The organism is Mycobacterium sp. MFM001, from assembly GCF_003402475.1.
GTDB lineage: Bacteria > Actinomycetota > Actinomycetes > Mycobacteriales > Mycobacteriaceae > Mycobacterium.
Genome location: NZ_BFAB01000016.1, coordinates 57,689 through 80,148, shown reverse-complemented (window position 1 = coordinate 80,148; position 22,460 = coordinate 57,689). Strand labels below are relative to the sequence as shown.

Here is a 22,460-nt window from a genome sequence, read left to right as displayed (position 1 = left end):
CACCCCCACCACCGGCAGTGACGTGCGCGAATACGCCCAGAGTGGCGAGGCGCCACGAACGCGGTCGATCGGGAGTCCGTGTACCAGCGGATGGGTGTTGGCCCGCCAGCGGGCCTGCCAGGGCCCTTTTCCGCGCCAACATGGCGGCAGCCTCGCCTCGTGATGTGCAAATCCGCAGGTCAGCCGTGTCGCGGACGATTTGGGGTGAGTTGGCGCTCAAAACGCGGTCGCGCCCTTCTGCTGGCCGCTCGGTGACTTCTGTCCGCTCCCTGCAAAGCGGGGCACTGACCCCCTTGGCCCGTGCTATACAGCGGTCGACATTCGACCGAGCAGCTGGGCCACCAGGCAGCCACTCCCCCACCCCGCCGGGACTCGAGCGATGATCCGATCACCCAAACCGTGAGTGCGAAGCGTCCCTGAATGTTCGGCGAAGATTCGGACGTCCTGCCAGGCGTGAGCTTTAAAGCGGACCACCGGAAAGACCCCATTCCCGCGGCGGGCCTGCCCAGCGACCCTGTCCTGCAGCCGTCTCGGACCACCCGTCGGCCAGCCCGTAGAAAGCCGGCTCAACGCCTTCCTTCCATCAGAGTCGATCTCCGCCAAGGCGCAGAAACGGCGCGTCGAGTTGTTGCCCGCTCGAAGCACCAGCGGCGGCAAATCATTGCCGTTGCCTCGGGCTAATCCCCGGCGAACAGCCGGACGCTTTCCATCCGAATGCTCGTCGGTACCGGCATCCGACGCCCGGGGGTTCGCGGGAGTACGCGGCTGAAGATGCGATGCTCAGCCACATTGCCGACAGGCTATTGCATTTGGACAAGCACCTACTGCGGCGAGGAAACCGTGCAGGGGCCCGCGAACTTCCAACACTGCGCCGCGGCCGGGGGACCGCTGATGCGTTTTGGCTCCACAGACCGGTCCGCTGCGCTTCGGGCGTCGCTGCCGTGCGCGGCAACCCCCCAGCATGCTCAAGTTGGGCGCGGGCAATCGTCACCAGAGCGCGATGTGGTGGTCGATAAGACCCCAGGCTTCTCTGCTATGCCCGGCTGTCGAGGAATGCGGCGTGTACAGGATGGCGGAAGGGCGCAGACAGACTACCGTGTGCTGGTGATGATACGGGGTCGATATTGGCGCTGACCTCTGCAATTGGACCATTACAAGCAAAGGTGACATGAGGGTGACCACGCGCTGCGGCGGACTACTTCCAATGTCCTCGGGACGGCCTCACGCCAGGACACGTGCACCACGTCGTTCAGTGTGGTACTTAACGCCCGATGCGATGCGTCTCCACAGGTACGCCATCATGCGCGTCACGCAGGGCAACACAGACCACGTTGGGACGCCCCCCACGACTGTAGCGGTAAGTCGTCTGACCATGTGGATGCAACTGTGGGTAGCAATGCGCCTCGTCACACGCGGTGTAGCGCACCTGCTCAGGCACGGCTCTAAACGCATGACATCACGCATGGCATTCCGCACTGTAATGCGCATCTCGGGCAGCCGTGGCACGTGTACGGACAGACTCAACACATATCAAGTGGAGCGTTGGGAACGCAGGTGCATCCGCAATGACGACTACACACGGCTGCCACGCAACGGCCCCAGCAATGTGGTGAAGGGCGTGTACCCGTGTCGGCTAACGCGCATTCGATTACACCAGGGCACGCGCACGGTCAGAGGCATTGGAAGCCGACGCCGAATAGGCCTTCATATGCCCTATAACATGCGGCTTTGCAACTCCATTACCAACAACGGCGCCAGGCGCTTTCGCGCCCACAGCGCGGAACGTCTGCACATGCGACTGTAAAGGTTCGATAACATACTGCTTGTGCATGCGTGAGGTCATGCGCATCACAATGTATTGTTCGATGCCATGACAGAGCCGGTAGTGCCGCCCACGATCCTGGTCGGAAACCAAAAGGGTGGAGTGGGTAAGTCGTCGATCGTCGCCAACGTCGCAGTGGCAGTGGCCCGGCGCGGCCGCAGGGTGGCGGTTTTCGACGTTGACCAGCAAGGAAACCTCACAACTGAGGACTTGGGCGTGCCGTTGGAGGAGTGGGACAAAGGCCGACACCTGGCCTCGGTGATGCAGTACGGAGCCGATCTGAAGCCGTACAAAAACATCCGGCCCAACCTCGACATCGTCATGGGCGGTCCCAGCTTGGGGTTGGTGTCCACGTCGGCCGACCGCGCCGCCGATGCCGGCATCGACATTGCCGAGAACTTTCGCCGCGCACTAGAGGATCTGTGCCGGCGTGAAAGCTACGAGCTCGTCCTGGTCGATTCCGGGCACGGCGACGTGACACTGCTGCTGGCTCTGCTAGAGGTCTGCTCTCACCTGGTTGTGCCGGCTCGCGAGGACTCGGCGTCGATGCGGGGGGTCGAGCAGCTGGCTGCCAGCTACTTGCGCGCCAAGCGGCGCGGCTCGGCGATCAACTTGCTGGGTGTGGTCTTGTTCGAGGTGAATCCTCGCGCGACGGCCCGCAACGAGTACATCACCAACCGTGTGCGCGACATGCTAGAGGGGTCGAGCGGCGAGCCGTTCACGGCGACGATCCGCCACGCGCCGGCGCCGGCGCTGGAGACCCGGGAGCGTCACCTGACGGCACAAGAGCTGGCCATCATCGCTAACGAGGGGAAATCGGAGCTGCTGGCGGCTCTGCGGGAAGGGCGCAGCGACGATATTCCGCGACTGCGGTCGCGCGATCCGGGCGCACTGGCCAATGACTACCAGCATCTGACACGCGAGATCCTCCAGCGCGTATTCCGGGCGCCCGTCCATTCCGGTGTTTAAGCGGTCGGGGAAGAAAGAAGGTTAATCATGGCAGGCAAAGGTGTGTTCAGCGACCAGCTCGACGACATCGACGAGATCATGCCGCCGCCGATCCCGAAACCGGACGAACCGGAGTCCGCGGATGCAGGCCCAGCGAGCGATCCGGCCGAGGAACCGCTGTCAGAGCAGAGCACCGGCCCGCAATCGCATGGCGGTGCGGTCACTACGGCGGCGCGCCCAAAACGTCGCCGCGTGGCCTCGAGTGTGCCGACCGCCGAGGTGGCACCGCAGATTCATCGGCTGCTGCGCCGCCTGACGACGCGCGAGCGCAGCCGCGACCCGATCACGGCCCGCACCTATGCCCAGGTGGTGCTCGACGCGATCGAGGCGCACCAAAGTGAGTTGGCGACATGCTGGCAGGTCGAGGCCGCGGCCGCGCAAGGTGGGGGAGGGCTGTTCTCTCGTCGGCCGGCCGCGCCGGCGCGGCGCCGTCGCCACGCCGAACCGCCCGCACGGGTACCGCTGACGGGGTTGAATGCGGCCGACGCCGAGGTCCTCGACCAGCTCGTGGCTCGGTGGAACGCCCCGTCGCGCAGCGCCCTGGTCGAGCAGGCGCTGCGGCTTTACCTCAACGCCGACTAACCAGGTACCAGTCCGGCGGCGTCGCGCTGGCTGCACCCACTGGCGGCGCGACTATTGGCCTCCGGTGTGCAGTGCTGGGTCGTCGGCGAGAGCTTTGGCCAGAAGTTCCAGGGCGAAGTCCCAGGCTGCGCTTGGTTCGCGTTTGTAGTAGACGCGGCCGTGGACGCTGATGCGCGTGACAAGGTGGGTTTCGACCAGGCTGGTCAGCGCTTTTTGGATTGAGCTTTGGGCGCGAAATCCGAGTGCTTCGACGAGTTCGCTGGGGTTGATCATGCCGTCGCTTTGGGCGATGGCGGCCATGACGGCCAGGCGGTGTCGTTGTCCGAACATGGCCGCGGAGAGTTCCTGGACTCTCGGCGACTGGGCGTACGACACGCCTGACATGCTATTACGCAAATCGCGTTACGCGCTATGCGTTACGCGTATCGTGTAACGCGAATCGCGTAATGCCAGGTTCGGCGGTTTGAGAGAAAGCAGGCTTTGAGCGCATGACTACCGAAGTCGATCAGAAACTTTCCGTGCGGGAGTCCGTGGCTGTCGAGGTTGTTCGCAAGAAGAGCCGCCAGGGTTCGGAGACTCGCCGTAAGGTGACCCGGCTGCAGGTGCGGTATGACCCGGAGAAGCTGGCGGCTTTGGAGTCGGCGGCCAAGGATGCGGGCGCGCATGTCCCGGAGCTGATTCGCCAGACCGGGGACTTGCTGACCGAGTTGTTGCCGGTAGCTGCTAAGCAGGGGATCGCCGTGCCGGAGTTGTTGCGTCAGACCGCGAGCGTGCTGTTGGCCGAGCCGGCTTAACCGCCGACGATTCTGGCGCCAAGGGCTTCGGCGAGAAGTTCGATGACGTCGTATTCGAAGGCGTCTTCGTCATCGCTGGGCGGGCCAGTGGTCATGACTGATTCGAGGTAGGCCGCCTCTAGTTCTCGGTCGGGCTCGTTGTGCGCCTGTGTCGGTGCGTTGTCGCCCGGTATGGCTGCGTCCGGCGCGACGCTGGTGCGCTGGTGTTCTCGCCGGGTCAGCCATTCGCGCCAGGCCGCTCGTTCGGCTTGGTATTCGCGGGTTCGGCGCTCGCGGATGTCGTCGAGCTGGTGGGCTGCGGCGATGTCGTCAAGGCTGACTGGGCCGGGTGCGACTTTTCCGCGGCCGGGCCGTCGCACGAGGCCGGCTATTTCGAGCTCGGTGATCATCGCGTCGCCGGTGCTTGGCGAGACTGCGGCGGCGGCGAAGATGTCGGCTCGTTCGGTCAGTCCGTGATAGGCGACCAACTCGTACACGCGCCGTAAGTGGTGGCCGAGCACGAACCAGGCGTTGTGTACCGGTTCCACCCGTACTCGCTCGCACCGGCCCGGGTCGCCGGTGGCGCGGTTTTGCATGGTGAGGGCGTATGTGTCGGCGTCGAGGCCGACGTGTGAGCGGACGAGCACTAATGGTGATCCGGGCCGCTCCCGCAGGTCGCGCAGCACCCTCCATACTGTGTCGGCGCTGAGCAGCCCGCTGCCGAGCGATAGCGACCGTCCGCCGATGCCCACGACTGGACTGCCATTGATCACTTCTCCACTCAATGCGGCGTGTACAGCGATGGTTTGTAGCACGGCGTGGACTGTCCACCGGTAGCGCTGCCCTCGGTATTCGCGGTCTGCCCATGCGTACGCGTTAGCTAACCAAGCTCGGATTTGCTGGGGCCCTTTCGGCCCGGTCGGCCCCCCCTGTGAGTACGTTGTCTTGTGCTGCGGGGGTCGGTGCAATAACGGGTTTGCGATGAGCCAGTTGAGGGCTTTGGTGAAGTCGCGGGCGAGGGCGCGGTCGGCGGCGCTGCCGTAGCGATGGTAGGCGGTGGCGAGTCCGTTGTGCCAGGGCCTGCCGGGGGTGATCATGGCGCGGATGCTGGCGAGGCTGTGCCCGCGCCAGATGGCGGCGGTGATGACGGCCATGCGAGCTTCGTGGTTGGAGGGCCAGGCCCGGTCGCGGGGTGCAAGGGTGCCCCGGGTGGCGTAGTCGTGGACCGCGGGCGGCAGCGGGTCGTGTCGGATGTGTTCAGGCGCTAGGCGTAGGTCGTCGCCGGATCCCACGCTGTAGGCGGCGGTGTGGTTGGCGGTCGGCTGGTCTTGTCGGTTGGGGGTGGGTTTGATGGCGCCGAGCAGCACGTAAAGGCGTGGCAGGAGGTCGGGGCTCGAGCGTGTGGTGAACGCTTGTGCGGCGTGGTCGATGGGGCCGTCGAGGAGTCGGTAGCCGCCTTGTTTGCAGGGGGAGCCGGGTGGTGTGAGGCAGCCTTGGGTGGGGTTGGTGCTCGGGGTGATGTCGAGGGTGGGCAGCCGGGCAGCGAGTAACCGTACGAGGTGGGTGATTTCGTGCGCGGATGCCGAGGTGCCAATGGCTAAGGGGCACAGGAGGTGTCGCCCGCCGCTGGTGGAGCGGTCGGTGACCACGACACCGCCGCATTGGGTGATCCAGGCGATCGCCTGGGCGAGGTCGGCGTCGACCGCATCCTGGTCGTGGTGTTTGGTGTCGAAGTCCAGCGCCAGCAGGCGGGTGCGGCCTTTGGTGTACAGGTAGACCGCGGCCGGCCGGGTGGGCAGGGCGGCGGTGAGTTTGGCAGTGTCGCTGAACTTCTCGGTGGTGGGGCTCCAGACCCGCATGTGGCCACGCCCAGGGGCTGCGATCAGGCGCGTCAAGGCTTTCCACACGGCGGCGGGTTGGGCCGGCGCGCGGGTGATGTTGGGCATGGGTTAGGCGATCCGCAGCAGCCGGGGCCCGGTGGTGGTGGGTTGGTGCTGGTAGGCCAGGTGTCCGAAGTGGTCGAGGGTGACCCAGCGCTGTTGGCGCCAGTAGACGGGCCAGGTGGCGTTGCTGTGGTGGGTGGTGATGTAGCCGAGGCTGATCGCAGTGGCGATGTCGGTGTGTTCGATGAGCTCGGCGCAGTTTTCGCAGGCGGCGATTGCGTCGGCGGGGGAGGAGACTTCACCTGGGGCCAGACTGTGGTGTCGGCGGGTGAAAATGAGTTGCTGACTGAGATGGCATGCGGGGGCGAGAATTTCGCAGTGGCCGCTGGACCGGGCGGTGATCATCGCGGCCGCGGCGGGTGTGGCCTGGCTGATGATCAGGGTCTGCACGGCGGCGCTCGGGCCCGGGCCGCCGCGTTTGGTGCGCAGCCCTCGGGGGGTGCGCGGGGCGGTGAATTGGCGGCGTTTGGCGGGGAAGTCGTGGTCGATCCACACGCCGGCCCACATCCCGAAATTAGGTTGCTCGACAAGTGTTTCGGTGCGGCAGCGTTCCAGGCGCGGGCACGACAGGCACAGCCGCCGAGTGGCTGATTGCTGCTGTGGGTCTGACCAGCGCCCGGGTGCGCGGGCGCACAGCCCCGGCGGCGCGGGAGTCTTGTGGCTCAAGAAGGCATCCTTCTATACTGGGAGCCAGGTGCGTAGCCTGGTTTCCCTGGTGGAAGCCCTGTCGATGCGAAGTGGCAGCTTCGAATCGATGGATCAGATTTCCCTCGGGCGATGAGCCTCGGGGGATTTCTGGTCTTCGGGCCGTGAATTCAGTTGTGAATCAAGTTGTTTGGCGGCTCCAGCCGCGGGGTCGGGCCGCTCCTTTCGTGACGGGTGTGGCATGTGTTGCGCCACAGTGTTACACGATCCGCGCGGTACTACCGCGCATGTGTCGCGGCGTGTCTCAAACATTGCCCGCGGCGCTGCCGCGATCAGTCGGCTGCGGGACCAGGTCTGAAATGTGGGGCTAGTGTTGGCGCGGCCGTTGCTGGACGTCTTATCGTCGCGGTCATGACCGGTTGGGCTGACGTGGTGGTTGGTGATCTTGTCGGCGGGATCTCCCAGGTTTTGGGCAGCCCGCCACCGTTGTCGCCTACCACGGACACTGACCCGCGCGAGCATCTGCGTCCGGAGCAGCGGGCGGTGTTGACCTACATGGGCATCAATCCCGATACCGCGCCGATCGACCAGATCAACAAGGCCCTAACGGGAGCGGGTCAGCCTGCGCTGCCGACCAATGGCTCGACGCCACCGGCCCCCGAATCACCGCCACCGCCGGCACCGCCGCCGGGTAGCGGCGACCCGACCACTCCCGGCGCGGCACCGGGAGGTGAGGGGCTTAGCGGGGCGGCCGCTGAAGCAGCCAAACGCCTGGATGCGGCGCTGGAGAAGAACCGCAATGCGCTCAACGAGGCCGACGAGAAGCTGGCCGAGGCCATTTTGAACGCCAAGACATCCAGCGAGGACGGCAAGGCGCGGCTAGGGGACTTGCAGCAGTCGATCATCGACCAGGTACAAAAACTAGGCCCGACCTTGGACACGCCTGCCGGCCAGCAACAGTTGGCGGATTTCTTGCAGGGCAAGACATCTCAAATTCTGGATGTGCTCAAGTCCGCCGGTTTGGATTCGGCGTCCCAAAGCGCCGTGCTGGATGGTTTGACGGCCCGCTATGACGCGCTCGCCGATAAGACCAGCGAAAACGGCGCCGAAGACCACGCAGGTAAGGGCAGCGGTGCGGGCCAGGCCGGCTCGTCGCCGACCGACACAGGAGCGGGCACGGGCGGTGCGGGTGGCGGTGCTGGTGGTGCTGGCGGCCCGGCCGGCGGGGCTGGGGCGCTGCCGGACGATCCAATGCTCGACGGGTTGGCATCTGATCCGCTGCTCGGTGGTTTGGCGTCGATGCTCGGCCCGGGCATGGGCGGATTGGGGGCGCTGCCTGGAATGCTGGGCGGAATGTCACCGTTCGGCGGCATGGGCGGCGGCGGGTTGCCGATCGGCGACCTCGGCTCGGGTATCGGCTCGGCCATCCGCGACGCCTCACACACCAGCGACCCGGCCGCCGACGATATCCATGAAGCTCACAAGGCCACCGATACATCATTGAAAGACCCGGCGGTGGACGATCAGCAGCCGCAGACGAAACCCGCTGGGGCGCAAGGGGCCACACCGGCTCAGGACGCGAATGCCGGTGGCGGCCAGGTGACCCCGCCCGCACAGCAGGCGGGTGCCCCGGCCCCGCCGGACACGACGGTGAAGCTGCCGTCCGGCGGCACGGCCACCGCCGAGAACCCGGCGGTGGCCAAAGCCGGGCGGGCAGTGTTGGACGGCGCCAGCGTCGATGACGCCTACCGGCAGGCCGGCATCACGCTCTCGCCGCCAGGATCTCCGGTGACCGCCCCGATCAGCCCATCACGGCTGGTGTTCGGCGACATCGGCCAATACACCGACCACCGAGTGATGGCCCTCGGCGACAACAAAGTGTGGGTCAACGGCAAAGAAACCCCGCTCGAGGAGTTGGAGATCGGCCCGAATTTCCTGGGCTGGGAACACCCCAGCGTCCCGGCAGCCACGGCACAGCCGGTGGTAGCGACCTCGGCATCAACCCCGGCGCCCGAGATCAAATGACTGAACCAGACCCAGCAAACCAAGGAGTAAATTTGATGGACGTGAGCGACTTGCAGGTCGAGCCAGCGAAGCTGCGCGAGGCGGCCGTCTACTACGACTCGCTGGCCGATAACTGCGCGGCGGCCCGCGTCGAGCATGCCCGCACCGTGGCCGAATCCGAATCGTGGGGGCCACTGTTTCATGAGGCGCGCCGCGCAGCCGTCGACGCGGTGAACGCCCGCGAACGCGCATTGACGACCGAGGAGCGCAAGAATCGCCAGATGGCCGAACAACTACGCAAGGCTGCAGCAGAATTCGAGGCGATGAACGAGCAGAACGCAGCCAACCTGACCATCAGCACCGAATAGAGGCCCAAGGTCGGTGTTCGAGGCAGCCAGCCGAGACGAGTCGGTCATCGTGCACGTCGGACGGCGCGGCGACACGCTGCGAGTCCAGTTGGAACCGGCGGCCATGCAGCTCACCGATGACGAACTGGCCAACCGCATCGTACGGTTGAACACACTGGCCTACCTGCGTTCTCAGCTGGCGATCCGGCTGGAAATGGAAAGCAACAAAGTGGAAGGTATTTCGGTGCGGCTACCCACCGAGCAGCAGGTCAGCGCCTACGCAGCAACAATCGACTTCTAAACCACGCAGGGAGGGCGCGGATGCCGGCGTTATATGCCAACACCGCTGGGCTCACCGAGGTGGCAGGCCAGCTGGCCGCGGCCACCACGGGACTGGCCGGCCTGGCTGCGACACCGCCGGCGCATCCCGCCCTTGCTGCCGATGAGGTGTCCACCAGCGCCGCGGCGCGGCTCAGCGAGCACGGGGCGGTACTGGCGTCACGGGCCGCCGACGGGGCGCAGGTGTTGGGCTCGGCCGCGGCGGCTGTGCAGGAGGTCATCCGCGCTTTTGGTGACATGGATGCCGACAACGCCTCGGCGATGTCGCTGCACGGCGCCGCTACCGGCTGGGTTGGCGCGGTGATGAACCCGGCGGTCACCGCCGATGTCACGGCGCCGGATGTGCCGATCTTGGCTGCGCCTGCGCGTGACGGGGAGGTGTCGGCGGCGATGATGGAGGCCGGCCGATCCGAGGCGGGCGCGTCTTTTGTGCGCGGCTGCCAGGCCTATCGCGCGGCGTTTCGCAATTGCGCGGTGGCGGTGCGTGCCGCGCAGACAGCGGTCGACGGGTCGCTGCAGGGGCATACCGCGCCAAGGCTTAGCGCGGCACTCGGGCGCTTCGCGGCGTGGGCCGACGCTATGACCGCTCACGCCGACACCGTGGGCGCGGCGGCGGCCGGTCACCGGCAGCGATTCGACACCGCCAAGCAGGACACGCCGCGGACTCGGGAGTTCGTCAACAAGCGCCGCGAACTCGAGAACGCCCAGGCCCTGAATGCTCGCTATGGCGGTGCCTATTCCGGCGTGGTCACTGCCCTGCAGGGCCAGTTGGCGTCGCTGCACGCTCAAGCCGGTTTTGCCTCAACCAATTACCACTTGGGTGAATTGCCGGCAGCGCCCCCGCCTCCGCCGCCGGTGGTGCCGGTCGTCAACCCCACAGCACCCGGCCAGGGCGAAAACCAGCCCGGGCCCGGCGTTGGTCAGTCCCCGAGCAGCGAGGCCGGTGCGACGCGGGGGCAGCAGGGGGGAGGAACATCCGAGGCTGCCGACGATGGCCTCGCGGCAGCGGGCAGCGATGCCGAAGCCGGGCTGGGCGAGGCTCTGGAATCGGATTCAGCCGTGGCCGGCGCACCGGAAGGCGCTGGCCTGGCGGGGGCGGGTGCCCCGTTGGCGGCCATGCTGCCCTCGATGCTGGCCGGAACGCTCGGCGGAGTGCTCGGCGCCGCCGCCAGCATTCCCGCACAGCTCGGGCAGCAGGCCCAATCGTTTGCGTCGCAAGCCGAACAAGCCGTGCAAGGACTGACGACGGGGCTGACCGAACCTGACGTGGGCGACCTCGATTCTCCGTCCACGGAATCGGTCGGCGACTTCTCTCCCGGCGCTGGCGGCGCCGCCAGTGGCGGCGGAGAGACGGGCCCGGCCGGCGGTCAGGCACCCCTACCGGCCAGCGGCGGAGGAATGCTCGCGATGGGCGCACCCGGGCCATCAACACCGCCGGTGGCCGGGGCCACACCGCCTGCGGCTGGCACGGCTCCGGCAGCCGGCGCGGGCGGTATGCCGATGTTCATGCCGCCGATGGCCGGCATGGGCGGCCAAGGTGCCGGTACCCGGCCGGTGAAAGACCCCGACAAGACCATCCACGTGCCAGCCGAGGCGAACTCCGAAATGGTCAAAGGCGAAGTCCAACGCCGCAACACCGCGATCGCCGATGACCCGACCGGTGAGAAGAAACGCGTCCCGGCGACCAAGGTATCTGTGAGCACCTCGCGGCGCCGCATCGAACTACCCAAAGACGACAGCTCATGACGGTTTACGAGTACGCCGACTATGAGGCTGATGCGGCGTTGAGCCGTCAAGTCGTCGAGCGCATGGAGCGACTCAGCAAACTTCTGGAGAAACTGCGCGCCGAGTGGGGCAGCATCAACGTGCAGGCCAGCGGAGGCGACGGCGACGTCGAGCTCTCCGTAGACCATGTCGGCCGCCTGGTGTCGTTATCGCTGGCTGAGGGCTGCACACAGCGCTACACGAACCTCGGTCTCGAGGAGGTCATCAACGCCGCACTGCGCCAAGCCGTCACCGCGGCCGCCGAAGAAGAAGCCGCAGTCGAGGAGGCCATCGAAACCGAAGCCCTCGACGACGAACAGCCCGACATCCTCGCATCCGGCCCACAGCCATAGAACACCGAGACCATATGCCGGGCAAGGAAGTTCGGCGGTCGATCCGGAAGCGAACGGGCCGCCGCAAAAAGCTCACTTAAGTCTTAAGGCTGGCCCCGGCGCGCTTGCCGAGTGTTGTCGGTACCCAAGGCTATGGTCCGGGGCGTGGGAGATGACCTGCGCGCGTATCGGTTCGCGCTCGACCTCACGCCCGCTCAGTTGCGGGCTGTGGCGGAGCATGCGGGCGCGGCCCGCTGGGCCACAACCACGCGCTTGCAGTGAAGTTCGCCGCGCTCGAGCAGCGGCAAGCGGTGATCGCCGAGCGTGGCGCCGCCGGCGTCGATGCTCAAGTTGCTGCCCGCCAGGCGCCGCGGATCCCAAACAAACCGCAAATCCAGGAGACGATAAATGCCTGCCGAGCAGACCAGCAGCACCCACCCCACGTGGGAACATACCGCCGGCCTGCAATGAAGCGGGAAGACCACTTGCCCGAAACGGTGGTGGTCACCTCAGCCGGGCAACCGGCTGATCACCCGAAAAAACGCCAACCAGCCGAATGCCTGCTGGTCAGCTAGTGTCCGGCCCGCAAGGGCGCGGGTGAGCCCCGGAGCCGTCGTTCGACATGGCAAGGGTTTCCCGTCCGGCCCGCACGGGCGCGGGTGAGCCGGAAAATTCGGTGTACTGCTAGCGCGGTGTCGCTGACCCGCCGTACCGTTAATTCCATCAGCGAGGCTGGTCACCTGCGCCATCCTCGCGGTGGAGTGTCACCGGCATGTTGTGGTGCCGGGGAGGAGGAAACGGCTGATGGCGGCGGCGAAGAGGTTGTACATGCATCCGGAGGCTCCGGCGGCAACCGCGAAGGCTGCGGCAACTGCTTCAACAGCGCCTATGCAAAGTCCGAGTTCAGCACCGGCTGCATCGGTGAACACCTACGACCTGGCTATTGCTGCGATCGCGACGTGGGGTAGCACAGTCCATCAGGGCGTCTCGACCACCGGTCAGGTGCGCGGCACCGCTGTTGGCGCGGTCTCTGCGGCAGGTGTCGCCAATCTGGATGCGATGGATGAAGAAAACGCTGTTGAACTTGGAACGGTAGGGCAATAACTATGACCCAGCATGTGGCGCCGCCACCCTACGTCCCTCAGCCCTACCCGACGCCGCCCCCGCCGCCGCAGCGAGAACCAACCCGTCGAGGCGCGAGGGCTCTTCCGATCGCCGCACTAGCAGTGGCGATCGCGGCGGCGGTAATGGGTGGCATCGCATTGGTGCGCCAGCCATCGCAGCGTGATCAGGCGCCCGCCGTATCAATACCGAGTTCGTCAGCGCCCGCTGCGGCTGATGTCGCAGCGGCCAAAAAGGAAGCTTGCGGTGCGTGGGCCGCAGCTTCCGATGCGATGGTGGCCGCCCGACGACCATTCCTGGCCGCCCCACCGAATTGGGAAGACCCGGTAACAGTCAATGCATTGGTTCAGGCGCAGACTGGAATTCTTACCCAAGCGGAATACCTACGGCAACATCTGCCGCCGGCAACACCGCGCGACGTGGCGAACCCGATCGCGGAGTACATCGCTGCGAATGTGGACCTAGTCGCTGTCGACGGGCAGCACCAGTCGGCTGCCGTCGCTAATGCAGCTGCGGATCGGTCCAATGAGGCCGCAGCGAAGATTCGGACGGCGTGCGGTATCAGGTGAAATGGCTGGGGTTGCAGGATCGAGTCGCCCGTATTCGGATCAGGTAGTCCCTGCATGGATGTGGCCGACCGCGCATACGCACGCAGCAGCAGCCGCAGAGCATTACCAAGCGGCTAGGGCCGCCCATGAGGAGATAGCTCAGCAGTACCGTGTCGCGGCCGCGCAGCTCGCCGAGACGACCGAAGGCGCGTTCTCAGAGGCCGCGATCACCGAGCATCAGCTGCTCGCCATCGATCACCGCAATATCAGCGAGATTATGGGCCACCTACACTCCGCCCACCAGGAGGTAGCCATCCTCGGCCACGATTTGACCAGGGCTCTCGACCAAATCGACTACGAAACCCACCAGGAAATCGCGGCGTCGCCACGCGAGGCCCGTGAAGCGATCATCGCCAAGGGACACTCTGCCGCGCTGGCGACGCTCGCCACCTTCACCACCGCAGTCACCGATACACACGCTCGCGTACAAGGCGTCGTCGACCCACTAGCAGCGGGAGTAATCGGCCGGTCCGGCGGCCCTAAATCAGACGACCCCAGCGAAACAACACATGCGCTCGACAACAGCACTACGGGAGAGCGCGGGGAGAGGACAGGGTCGAGTGGCGGACGGGATTCAGACACTGGAGCACGGGGCGATCTTGCGAATAGGACGCCAAGTGGCCAAAGTCCAGAAACCGGCCGGCATGGGGATCTTTCGACAGGCATGTCTCCGGGTGGCCCGCCAGCTGAGACCGGGAAGCGCGGGGAACTAACAAACCCGATACAGGCACCACCGCCGTTGACCACTGGCGTGCCCAGCGGGCTTGGTGGGGGAAGCGTGCCTGGTGGCGGAGGTGGCATTCCTGCTGGCGGGTCCGGCTTGGGTCTGGGTGGCGCGAATCCGTTGTCGGCGTTTACGTCTGGCGTGGGCAATGTTCCGAGTGCGGCAGCTTCCCAGTCGGGTTTGCCTGGGATTGCTGGCGGTTCGGGTGGTTTGCCTGGTGTTCCTGCCTCGGGTGCTGGTGTCGATCCGTCTGCGTTCGCTCGTGGTGTGTCTGCGGGTTCTGGCGCTGTTGCTTCGGTGTCGCCTGTGGGCCCGCCTCCGGCTCTGCCTGGGAGTGCGGGTTCCGCGCCACCGGCTGCTGGATCGGTGGGGGCGGCGCCACCTGCGACGTCGCTGCCGGCTGGTCTGGCTGCATCAGGAGCACACACGCCAGCTTCACCGGTAGCAGGATCTGCGGGCGGGCTTGGCGCTGCCCAAGCGGCGCCGCCGGCGGCGGGGGTGATGTTGCCGCCGCCGGGGATGGGAGGCCCTGCAGCGCAGGGTGTTTCTACGGGTGGCGCGCCAACCGCTGCGACTGTACCGGCCACGGCATCGAGTTCCACCAGTGTTGCCTCGGCTGGCTCGGGTGGGTCTGCAAGCGCACCTGCGCCTACGGTCGTGCCGGCGAGTGTGGTGACCCCTGCCGCTGGCTCGGCGGGCAGGCAGCGGCGGTTTTCCGAGGATGTGCTTGCGGCTGCCCGACTGGCGTGGGAGTTGCATCAGGCCAGCAGGGTGCACTACCCGCTGGATTGGGCGATTGGTGTTTTTCGGTCGCCGTCGGGTTCGGAAACCGTTGCGATGTCGAACGATGGCTCGGGCTATGTGCCGGAGGGTGTGTATTTGCCGCGCGGTGTCCGCCTTGCTGTCGCGGATTCACCGTTGGTGGACAGGGAGTTTCGGCAGCGATGGTTTGGTTGGGCCGATCCAGCCCGCGTCTTAGTCGAGTATGCGGCGTTACGCGCTGATGATGATTGGCGCATGGTCGCCGCGGCGACCACTGCCGAGGTCGGTGCTTTCCGTAGCGCGGGCGTGGAGCATACGAAGGTCAGTCGCCGCGAAGAGGACCGCCCCGCGGGCCTGGCAGCGGATTGGTCGGCGCCGGATTTGGATGACATGCACGTACATCGCCTGCAGCTGGAGTATCCCGATCTTTACGAGCGGTTAGCGAAGCTGTCCGGCATGGGACAGTCCACGCAGGAGCGGGTGATATTCCCGCTGACTCAGGCGCTGATCCGGGAATTGCGTCAGGTGGACGAGTGCCCGAAAGAACAAATACAACCGGTCTGGGCTGCGGTGGAGACCGGCCGCGAGCTTGACTCGGGGGTGTGGGAGACGTTCGATGCTGCGTGCGATACCTACTTTCTGAGTGTTGGGGCCAAGCGTCCCGGCGGGTACAAGGACGACGACCTGCGCCCAGAACAGGTACCCGCACAGATTCACACGCATTACCGCAGCCAGTGGGTGGCGGCCCGAGTGATGGAGCACCTCAAGGGTTGGGGTGTGCGGCCGCTGCCGTTGGCGGACATGGTTTATGCGGCGGTTGCGGCAGAGGTGGCCTGCAACGGCGATGTGCGGACTATGGTGGAGCCTGGCCTGCGCGAGATCGAACAGGAACTGCCCCGGCCATGAGGCCCGCTGATTATCATTCGAAATCAGTTGCCGATGATGGCGAAAAACATGGTCAGTCAATTTTGGACGCAGTAGTAGCGGTTGCGTCCGTGGCGGCGGTACGGTGCGGTTTGTGGCTGGCAATCTAGGTCCGGGCGCCCAGTCGAATGGCGTGCCGTTGGGTTCGGCGCCGCGTCGGCAGCCGCGTGATGGTGGTGGGCTTGGCCTGAATTTGGCGTCGCGCACACAGGTGAGCGGGCATTGGTTTTTGCGCCGCCGGCTGGGGTTTGCGTTGCTGCGACGCTCGGTGCGCATGGAAGTCGACCCGGTGCGCTGGCAGCGTGTGCTGTTGATGCTGTCGGCGGTGGTCGGGGTGGTGTTGGTGATCGGCGCGCTGATTGTGGGGTGGTTTCGCCCGGCCGGCCAGGTGGGCCAGTCAAAGGTTGTCGCCGAACGCAAGGTGGGCACGCTGTATGTGGTGGTGGATGGGCGGCTGCATCCGGCGCTGAATTTGGTGTCGGCGCAGTTGATTGCGGGCTCACCGGATCGCCCGACATTTGTGAACGTCGATGAGTTGGCGAAGTGGCCCAAAGGGCCGCCGGTGGGGATTGTGGGGGCCCCGGTTGATACCCCGCGGGTGGTGTCGCCGGATGTGTCTCGGTGGGCGGTGTGCGACACCGCGTCGACGACGCTGGCCGGCGCCCCGACGGTGACGGGCATTAACGGCGAGTTGACGTCGGGGGATAGCGCGGCCCGGCTGGGTGCCGGTGAGGCACTGCTGTTGTCGTATGCCGGCAAGGCGTTTGTTGTCTCTAATGGTGTGCGGATGCCGATCGATTTGGGGGACCGGGCGGTAACCGACGCGCTAGGAGTGGCCTCGGGTGCGCCGGTGCAGGCGATGTCGCGGGCTCTTTATGACGCGCTGCCGGCGGGCGGGCCGCTGGTGGTTCCCTCAGTGCCCGACGCGGGCGCACCGCCGCAATTTGATTGGGGGCCAGGCATTGTCGTGGGCTCGGTGGTATCGAGCCACGATGTGACCAGCGGCCAGGACCGCTTCTACGTGGTGGTCGGGGATGGTGTGCAGCCGGTGTCGCCGGTGGTGGCCGCAATGCTGCGCCAGCATCAATCGTTCGGTGCGACAACACCACCGAAGGTGGCGCCGGATCGGCTGGCGCAGGCCCCGGTCCGCCACGTGCTCGACGTGGACTATTACCCGACGTCGCGGCTGCGGATCGTGGACGGGCATGCCCAGCCAGTGGCATGTGTCGCGTGGGAGTGGAAAACCCACGATCAGCAGGCCCAGATGCATGTGCTGACCGGGCGCGGACTTCCCATCAGCAGTGCGCAGCAGGGCCAGCTGGTCAACCTCGTGGGCGGCGGCCATGACGGGGTGCAGGCCAATCAGGTGTTGTTGAGCAGGCAGCCGGCGACGTTCGTGACGACGACCGGGGCGGCGCTGGATTCGCCGCGGCGCCAAACACTGTGGCTGATCAGCGAATCGGGGGCACGCTATGGTGTGCCGTTCGATGACGAGGCGCTGCGCGCGCTGGGGTTGGCGATCAGCGCGGTGCGCCCGGCGCCGTGGTCGATGCTTCAGGTGTGGCCGGCCGGCCCGGAGTTGTCGCGTGCCGCAGCGATGACGGTGCACGACTCCCTGAATGGTGCGGCCGCGATGGGGTCGCAGACACGACAGCACGGAGGATAAGACGAGTGTCGACGGCGCGATTTACTCCGGGACCCCGCAGGATGCCGCCGGGGGTGGTCAGCGGCAGCAGGATCATGACACCGACGTCGCTGGATCCGTTGATCGCGCCGCGGCCGATCCCGCGCACGAAGCTGCAGATCATTTTGCCCGCCGTGATCGGGGTGGCGTTCATCGGCATGATGGCGCTGATTTTTTCCCAGCCCGGGCTGCGGTCGGGGCCGATGGTCGGTTTGTCGCTGTTTTTCCCGTTGATGATGATCTCCTCGATGGCGATGATGTTTTCCGGCAACCGGTTCGGCGGCGGTGGCGATAACAAGTCGTTGACGCCGGCGCAGATGGAGATCGCCCGCCGGGAGTATTTGAAGGATCTCGACGATCTGCGTGACGAGGTGCATGAGAGCGCCCGGGCGCAGTTTGAGCAGTTCCGGTTCCTGCACCCCGAGCCGACATTGTTGTTGGGGGCGGTGGGATCTGATCGCATGTGGGAGCGCAGCCGAAAACTCGGGGGTGGTGGGCGATGACGCGCGCTGTTGAGCGGCCAGGGACGACGCGGGCGGCAGCGGGCCCGGCGTCGCTGGACCCGAATTTCGGCTATGTGCGGTTCGGGGTGGGCCGCTCAAGCTTGTCACGTAATTTTGATGCTCTGCCGACGCTGGGGAACCCGGCGGATTACGAACCGGTGTCGTATCAGGCCTTGAGTAGCTTTCTGGATCAACAGAAGTCGGTGCACGCTATCGCTAAGCCAGTGTCGCTGCGCGGAACACCGGGGTTGGCGCTGGTGGGCGAAAACGGTGATATGGAGCCGGGTTATGCGCTGATGCGCTCAATTATCTGCCAGGCCACGGTGTTTCACTCACCGAATGACCTGAAGGTGATGATCGTTACCGATAATCCGAATCGGTGGGATTGGGTGAAGTGGCTGCCGCACTGCCAGCATCCCACCCTGCTCGACACGGGCGGATCGGCGCGGCTGGTGTGGACGTCGGCGGAGGGCTTCAACGCCGCGGTCGGTGATGAACTGCATGAGCGGGAAGCATTCTCGAAGGAGACGACCCAGATGCCGCACTGGCTGGTGGTCAACGACCAGCGGCGCATCGACGAGGCCGAATGGCAGACCTTGACGCGCCGCGACGGGGTGGCCGGCGTGACCTTTATCCGGTTGGCGGAAGAGAAGGGCACGGGCCTGGAGTTTCGCTCGACCTACTATGTGAGCCCGACACTGATCCGCGATGCCGGTGGCCGGTTCGCGGTGCCGGATCAGATGAGCGAATTGATGGCACGCACGATCGCGCGCCGCATGTCGCGGTGGCGCCCGGACACCACCACCCGCACAACGGTCGCCGAAAACAGCGGCCTGGTCGACTTGTTCGAGATCCTGGGGATTGAGGATCCGGCGCGCCTGGATGTGGAGCGGTTGTGGGCACCGACCCGCTCGGGGCCGCCATTTGAGGAAAACCCCTGGGGGGAGCGGTGGTTGAAGATCCCGGTGGGCCGCGACGAGTTCGGCAACCCGGTTTACATCGACTTCAAGGACACCCACGAGGGTGGGATGGGTTATCACATGGTGCTGGTAGGCACCACCGGGTCGGGCAAGTCGGAGTTTTGGACCACGCTGGTGCTGTCGGCGTGTCTGACGCATTCACCGGAATCACTAAACATTGCGTTTTTCGATTTCAAGGGTGCGACGACCGCGCAGTCGATTGAACACCTGCCGCATGTGGTGGCGGCGATGAACAACCTGCGCAATGACTCGCTGTGGCTGGAGCGCATGGGTGATGTGCTCTACGGCGAGCTCGAGATCCGCAAGACCATGCTGGCTAGGGCGCGGGTGGGCAACGCCGCCGAGTATGAGTATCTGCGGATTCATCGCGGCGAGCCGCTACCCCCGATGCCGCACCTGCTGGTGATTGTCGATGAGTTCACGCAGATGTTCAAGGAGTATCCGCCGGCGCGGGAGGTGATGGATGAGATTGGCCGGCAGGGGCGGGCGTTGGGTGTACGCATGGCGATGGGCTCGCAGCGGCTGGGGCATGAGATGAGCCAGGGCATCATGGCCAACATTCCGATTCGGGCCGCGCTGCGGACGTTGGACGGCAACGATTCTCGTGCGGTGCTCGGTGTGGAGGAGGCCAAGTATCTGCCGCTGAAGCCGGCCGGGGCGGGGTATTTGAGGGTGGAGGGCCGCGAGCGGCTGACCCGCTACCAGACCGCGTATGTGTCCGGTACTTACACGCCGCCGCGGCGGGTGGCCGCGGCGGCGGTGCGGGCCCAGTCGGGGTATGCGCCGCCGAGGGAGTTCCGGGTGACCGGGATGCCCGCCGTGGCACGCCCGGTGCAGCCGGAGAAGAAGGTGGTTGATGACCAGCCGCAGGTGTTGATCGGCCCGGATGGGCGGCCGATGCGTAATTCGCAGGTGGCCACTGCGTCGTTGCGGGCGCAGACTCAGGGGCGGCGGGGGCGGCGGATGTGGTTGCCGCCGTTGGCGCCGTTGCCGGTCGATGAGTTGGTGCGCCGGCTGCGCGGCAAACCGTGGCATGTCGACTACGGCCGCAACAAGGATCTGTTGTTTCCGGTGGGTGTGGAGGACCGGCCGTTCCAGCATGCCCAGCGGGTGTATGCGGTCAACATGCTCGAGGGCAACTGCGGTGTGATCGGCATCGGGCGATCGGGCAAGACGGTGGCGCTGACCACGATGATCACGGGCGCCGCTCTGATGTATACGCCGCAGCGAATCCAGTTCTACGTGTTGGGGTTTAGCGGCCCCGATTTGAATGGGATTGCCGGTCTGCCGCATGTCGGCTCGTTTGCGCGCGGCAATGAGACTGAGCGGGTGACTCGCACGATCGCGGAGTTGGAGACGTTGATCGAGGACCGCAGCCAGGCGTTTGATGATCTGCGGATCACCATGACCGATCTGCGGGAGCGCAAGTTCGCCGGCAAGCCCGGCCCGGTGCCCGACGACCCCTACGGGGATGTGTTTTTGGTGCTCGACGGGTGGGCGCAGTTCGTCGAGGCGTTCGACGACAATTCGCTCAAGACGCCGGTGGATCGGGTGGTGTCGATTATGACCCGTGGCCCCGGTGTGGGGGTGCATGTGATTTTGTCGGCCAACGGCTGGATTCCCGGCAAGTTGCGCTCGGGCATGAAGACACTGCTGACCAGCAACGTGGAACTCAAACTCAACGAAACCACCGATGAGTTGACCACCAACAATACCGCGGTCGCGAAAAAGGTGCCGTTCGGTCAAAAGGAAATCCTCATCGAGGATGAGGCTGGCGGACTGGATGATTCGGCCGGTGAGTTGGGTGAGGCCGCCCAGACGCAGACGGTGCTGATCCGCGGCCGGGGCACGTCGATGGCCGGCTATCACTTCCAGACGGCGTTGCCGGAGTTGACGGTCGACGATCGCACAGTGCGGGTGGGGGAGGCCATCGAGGCGATCACCAAGGTCACCGGCGATCCCGCCGCGGCAACCAGACTCAAGATTCTTCCCGAGCACGTGACCCTGGCCGAGGTGTTCGAGCAGGCACGCCAGCGCGGGCCGATCCCGGCGGGGCAGGTGCCGTTCGGTATCTCGGAGGTGGGGCTGCGCGCGGCGGTGGCCGATTTCGCCGTCTCCCCGCACCTGCTGTTCGCTGGTGATCCGGAGTGCGGCACCACCACAGCGTTGACGACCCTGGCGCGCGCCATCATGGCCGTCTATGGGCCCGAGCAGGCGGAGATCTTCGTCGTCGACCCGCACACCGAGCTGGCCCAGGTGGTGGAAGGCCCGCACCTGGGCAGCTACGTGGACGTCCCGGCGGCGGCACCAAAGCAAGACTTCACTTTCGGCATGTCAACACCGGCGACTGGCACACCGGATCCTGTGCCGGAGCCGGTCACCCGGCAGGGCTATGTGCATCGCGAGGACCAGCTGCGCAGCCTGGCCGCGCATTTGGGATCGATTCTGGCGCAACGCTTGCCGGCCGCCGATGTGACGCAGGCCCAGATCAAGGCCGGCATCGGGTGGAGTGGCCGCCAGATGTTTGTGATCATCGACCGGGAAGACACGCTGCAGGAGTGGGGCAGCGGAAGCTGGCAGGCAGGCGCCTACCCGTTGGAACCGTTGGTGCCGTTCATCGATCGCGCCAAAGAGGTTGGGCTGCACCTGATTGTGGGCCGCCGGATCGGCACCTGGGCGCGGGCGGCGAGCTCGCCGCTGATTGACCGACTGCTGCGCATGAAAGCCGCCGGTATGGTGATGAGCGGCGATCGCGGCGAAGGCTTCATCATCGGCGGGCAGCGGGCGGCCAAGATGCGACCCGGGCGAGGCGTGTACGTCACCGACCAGTTGACCGCCCCGGTGCAGATCGCCACAACGGAGACCCATCGTTGAACTACAGTTCCCGCGACGCCGGTCGGCTCGCACAGCGGGTGGATCGTGCCCGCACCGAAAAGGGCCTGTCCCTTCAGGATTTGAGCCGCAACGCGCGAGTCTCCCGGCCGGTGGTGTCGCAGCTGATTAATCACGCCGAGGTGCCGGCCCGCAAAGCGACGCGAGACGCGATCGGCGCCGCGCTGGGCTGGGAGCCAGGCAGCTTTGAGGCGGTCCTGGCCGGCGCAGAGCCGATCGACGGCCACCAGGAGCTGTCCTACAGCACGTCGGCGGCCCGGCGGCTGGCCGCGCGAATCGACCATTCCCGAAACACGTTGGGCCTCAATAAGAACGAGCTGGCACACATTGCAGGCGTGTCGCGGCCGGTGGTGTCGCGGCTGATTAATCACGCCGAGGTGCCGGCCCGCAAAGCGATCCGGGATGCGATCGGCGCCGCGCTGGGCTGGGAGCCGGGCAGCTTCGAGGCGGTCCTGGCCGGCGGCGAAGCGCGCGTGCGCAGTTCGGCGCTGTCGGCCAGACTACTGGCGCAACGCTTGGAAGCGATTGCCGCAGAAGCCGACACCGCGGCGGCAGAAGCGGTAAGACAAGCCGAGAAGTTCCGGTCGATCGGGGAGAATGCGCGGGCTGCTGCACAGCTGGCATTGCGCGGTGGAACCGAGTGGGAAACGTCCGGGTGAGCCTAAATCCGGCGAACAGGATGCAGATGCGCAGAGCCGGTCG

At 66.0% G+C, this 22,460-nt stretch carries 19 protein-coding genes; 16 read left to right on the top strand and 3 right to left on the bottom strand.

Features of this window, described 5'->3' with window-relative positions:
* Positions 1–1,870 precede the first annotated feature (1,870 nt).
* Both MFM001_RS21580 and MFM001_RS21575 read left to right on the top strand, forming a co-directional pair.
* Positions 1,871–2,791, top strand: coding sequence for a ParA family protein (locus tag MFM001_RS21580; protein ID WP_116377306.1), 921 nt, complete (start codon positions 1,871–1,873; stop codon positions 2,789–2,791).
* A 27-nt stretch (positions 2,792–2,818) separates the two neighbouring features.
* Entirely contained in the window at positions 2,819–3,412 is a 594-nt protein-coding gene (locus MFM001_RS21575) for a ribbon-helix-helix protein, CopG family (protein ID WP_116377305.1), read from the top strand.
* 51 nt (positions 3,413–3,463) lie between these two features.
* On the opposite strand, the gene MFM001_RS21570 is transcribed toward MFM001_RS21575, so the two are convergent.
* On the bottom strand, positions 3,464–3,796 hold the full coding sequence (locus MFM001_RS21570; RefSeq protein WP_192887017.1) for an ArsR family transcriptional regulator: 333 nt from the start codon (positions 3,794–3,796) through the stop codon (positions 3,464–3,466).
* A gap of 104 nt (positions 3,797–3,900) precedes the next feature.
* Here MFM001_RS21570 and MFM001_RS21565 point away from each other — a divergent pair, with 104 nt between their 5' ends.
* A complete protein-coding gene (locus MFM001_RS21565; RefSeq protein ID WP_116377304.1) occupies positions 3,901–4,206 on the top strand; it encodes a hypothetical protein in 306 nt (101 codons plus the stop codon).
* Here MFM001_RS21565 and MFM001_RS21560 read toward each other — a convergent pair.
* Together MFM001_RS21560 and MFM001_RS21555 are read right to left on the bottom strand one after the other, a co-directional pair.
* Entirely contained in the window at positions 4,203–6,131 is a 1,929-nt protein-coding gene (locus tag MFM001_RS21560; protein WP_238159329.1) for a hypothetical protein, read from the bottom strand. The two genes, MFM001_RS21565 and MFM001_RS21560, sit on opposite strands and share 4 nt — an antisense overlap.
* A 3-nt stretch (positions 6,132–6,134) precedes the next feature.
* Positions 6,135–6,794, bottom strand: a complete 660-nt coding sequence (locus tag MFM001_RS21555; RefSeq protein WP_116377303.1) for a WhiB family transcriptional regulator — start codon at positions 6,792–6,794, stop codon at positions 6,135–6,137.
* Between the two features lie 390 nt (positions 6,795–7,184).
* Between MFM001_RS21555 and MFM001_RS21550 the strand changes: the two genes are divergently transcribed.
* The 13 genes from MFM001_RS21550 to MFM001_RS21495 all read left to right on the top strand — a co-directional run bounded on the left by MFM001_RS21550 (position 7,185) and on the right by MFM001_RS21495 (position 22,417).
* Positions 7,185–8,798 carry a DUF4226 domain-containing protein gene (locus MFM001_RS21550; RefSeq protein ID WP_116377302.1) on the top strand — a complete coding sequence of 538 codons (1,614 nt, stop codon included), beginning with the start codon at positions 7,185–7,187 and terminating at the stop codon, positions 8,796–8,798.
* Positions 8,799–8,833: 35 nt separating this feature from the next.
* On the top strand, positions 8,834–9,145 hold the full coding sequence (locus tag MFM001_RS21545) for a type VII secretion target (protein ID WP_116377301.1): 312 nt from the start codon (positions 8,834–8,836) through the stop codon (positions 9,143–9,145).
* A gap of 13 nt (positions 9,146–9,158) precedes the next feature.
* Complete coding sequence (locus tag MFM001_RS21540) at positions 9,159–9,425, top strand: DUF2694 domain-containing protein (RefSeq protein WP_116377300.1); 267 nt, start codon at positions 9,159–9,161, stop codon at positions 9,423–9,425.
* Between the two features lie 20 nt (positions 9,426–9,445).
* Entirely contained in the window at positions 9,446–11,209 is a 1,764-nt protein-coding gene (locus tag MFM001_RS21535; protein WP_116377299.1) for a PE family protein, read from the top strand.
* Positions 11,206–11,580: a YbaB/EbfC family nucleoid-associated protein gene (locus tag MFM001_RS21530; RefSeq protein WP_116377298.1), complete on the top strand. Its 375-nt coding sequence runs from the start codon at positions 11,206–11,208 to the stop codon at positions 11,578–11,580. Before MFM001_RS21535 ends, MFM001_RS21530 begins: the two co-directional genes overlap by 4 nt.
* A 132-nt stretch (positions 11,581–11,712) precedes the next feature.
* Entirely contained in the window at positions 11,713–11,841 is a 129-nt protein-coding gene (locus MFM001_RS25250) for a helix-turn-helix domain-containing protein (RefSeq protein WP_371685597.1), read from the top strand.
* Positions 11,838–12,134 (top strand): hypothetical protein, encoded by a 297-nt coding sequence (locus MFM001_RS24405; RefSeq protein WP_142760725.1) that lies wholly within the window; start codon positions 11,838–11,840, stop codon positions 12,132–12,134. The genes MFM001_RS25250 and MFM001_RS24405 overlap by 4 nt, the downstream gene beginning before the upstream one ends.
* A 346-nt stretch (positions 12,135–12,480) precedes the next feature.
* A complete protein-coding gene (locus MFM001_RS24400) occupies positions 12,481–12,663 on the top strand; it encodes a hypothetical protein (protein ID WP_142760724.1) in 183 nt (60 codons plus the stop codon).
* Between the two features lie 2,121 nt (positions 12,664–14,784).
* Entirely contained in the window at positions 14,785–15,681 is an 897-nt protein-coding gene (locus MFM001_RS21515) for a hypothetical protein (RefSeq protein WP_142760723.1), read from the top strand.
* Positions 15,682–15,793: 112 nt separating this feature from the next.
* Positions 15,794–17,365 (top strand): type VII secretion protein EccB, encoded by a 1,572-nt coding sequence (eccB, locus tag MFM001_RS21510; RefSeq protein ID WP_238159328.1) that lies wholly within the window; start codon positions 15,794–15,796, stop codon positions 17,363–17,365.
* 5 nt (positions 17,366–17,370) lie between these two features.
* Positions 17,371–17,886, top strand: coding sequence for a hypothetical protein (locus MFM001_RS21505; protein ID WP_142760722.1), 516 nt, complete (start codon positions 17,371–17,373; stop codon positions 17,884–17,886).
* Complete coding sequence (locus tag MFM001_RS21500; protein WP_142760721.1) at positions 17,883–21,740, top strand: FtsK/SpoIIIE domain-containing protein; 3,858 nt, start codon at positions 17,883–17,885, stop codon at positions 21,738–21,740. The genes MFM001_RS21505 and MFM001_RS21500 overlap by 4 nt, the downstream gene beginning before the upstream one ends.
* On the top strand, positions 21,737–22,417 hold the full coding sequence (locus MFM001_RS21495; protein WP_116377292.1) for a helix-turn-helix domain-containing protein: 681 nt from the start codon (positions 21,737–21,739) through the stop codon (positions 22,415–22,417). Before MFM001_RS21500 ends, MFM001_RS21495 begins: the two co-directional genes overlap by 4 nt.
* Positions 22,418–22,460: the final 43 nt, after the last annotated feature.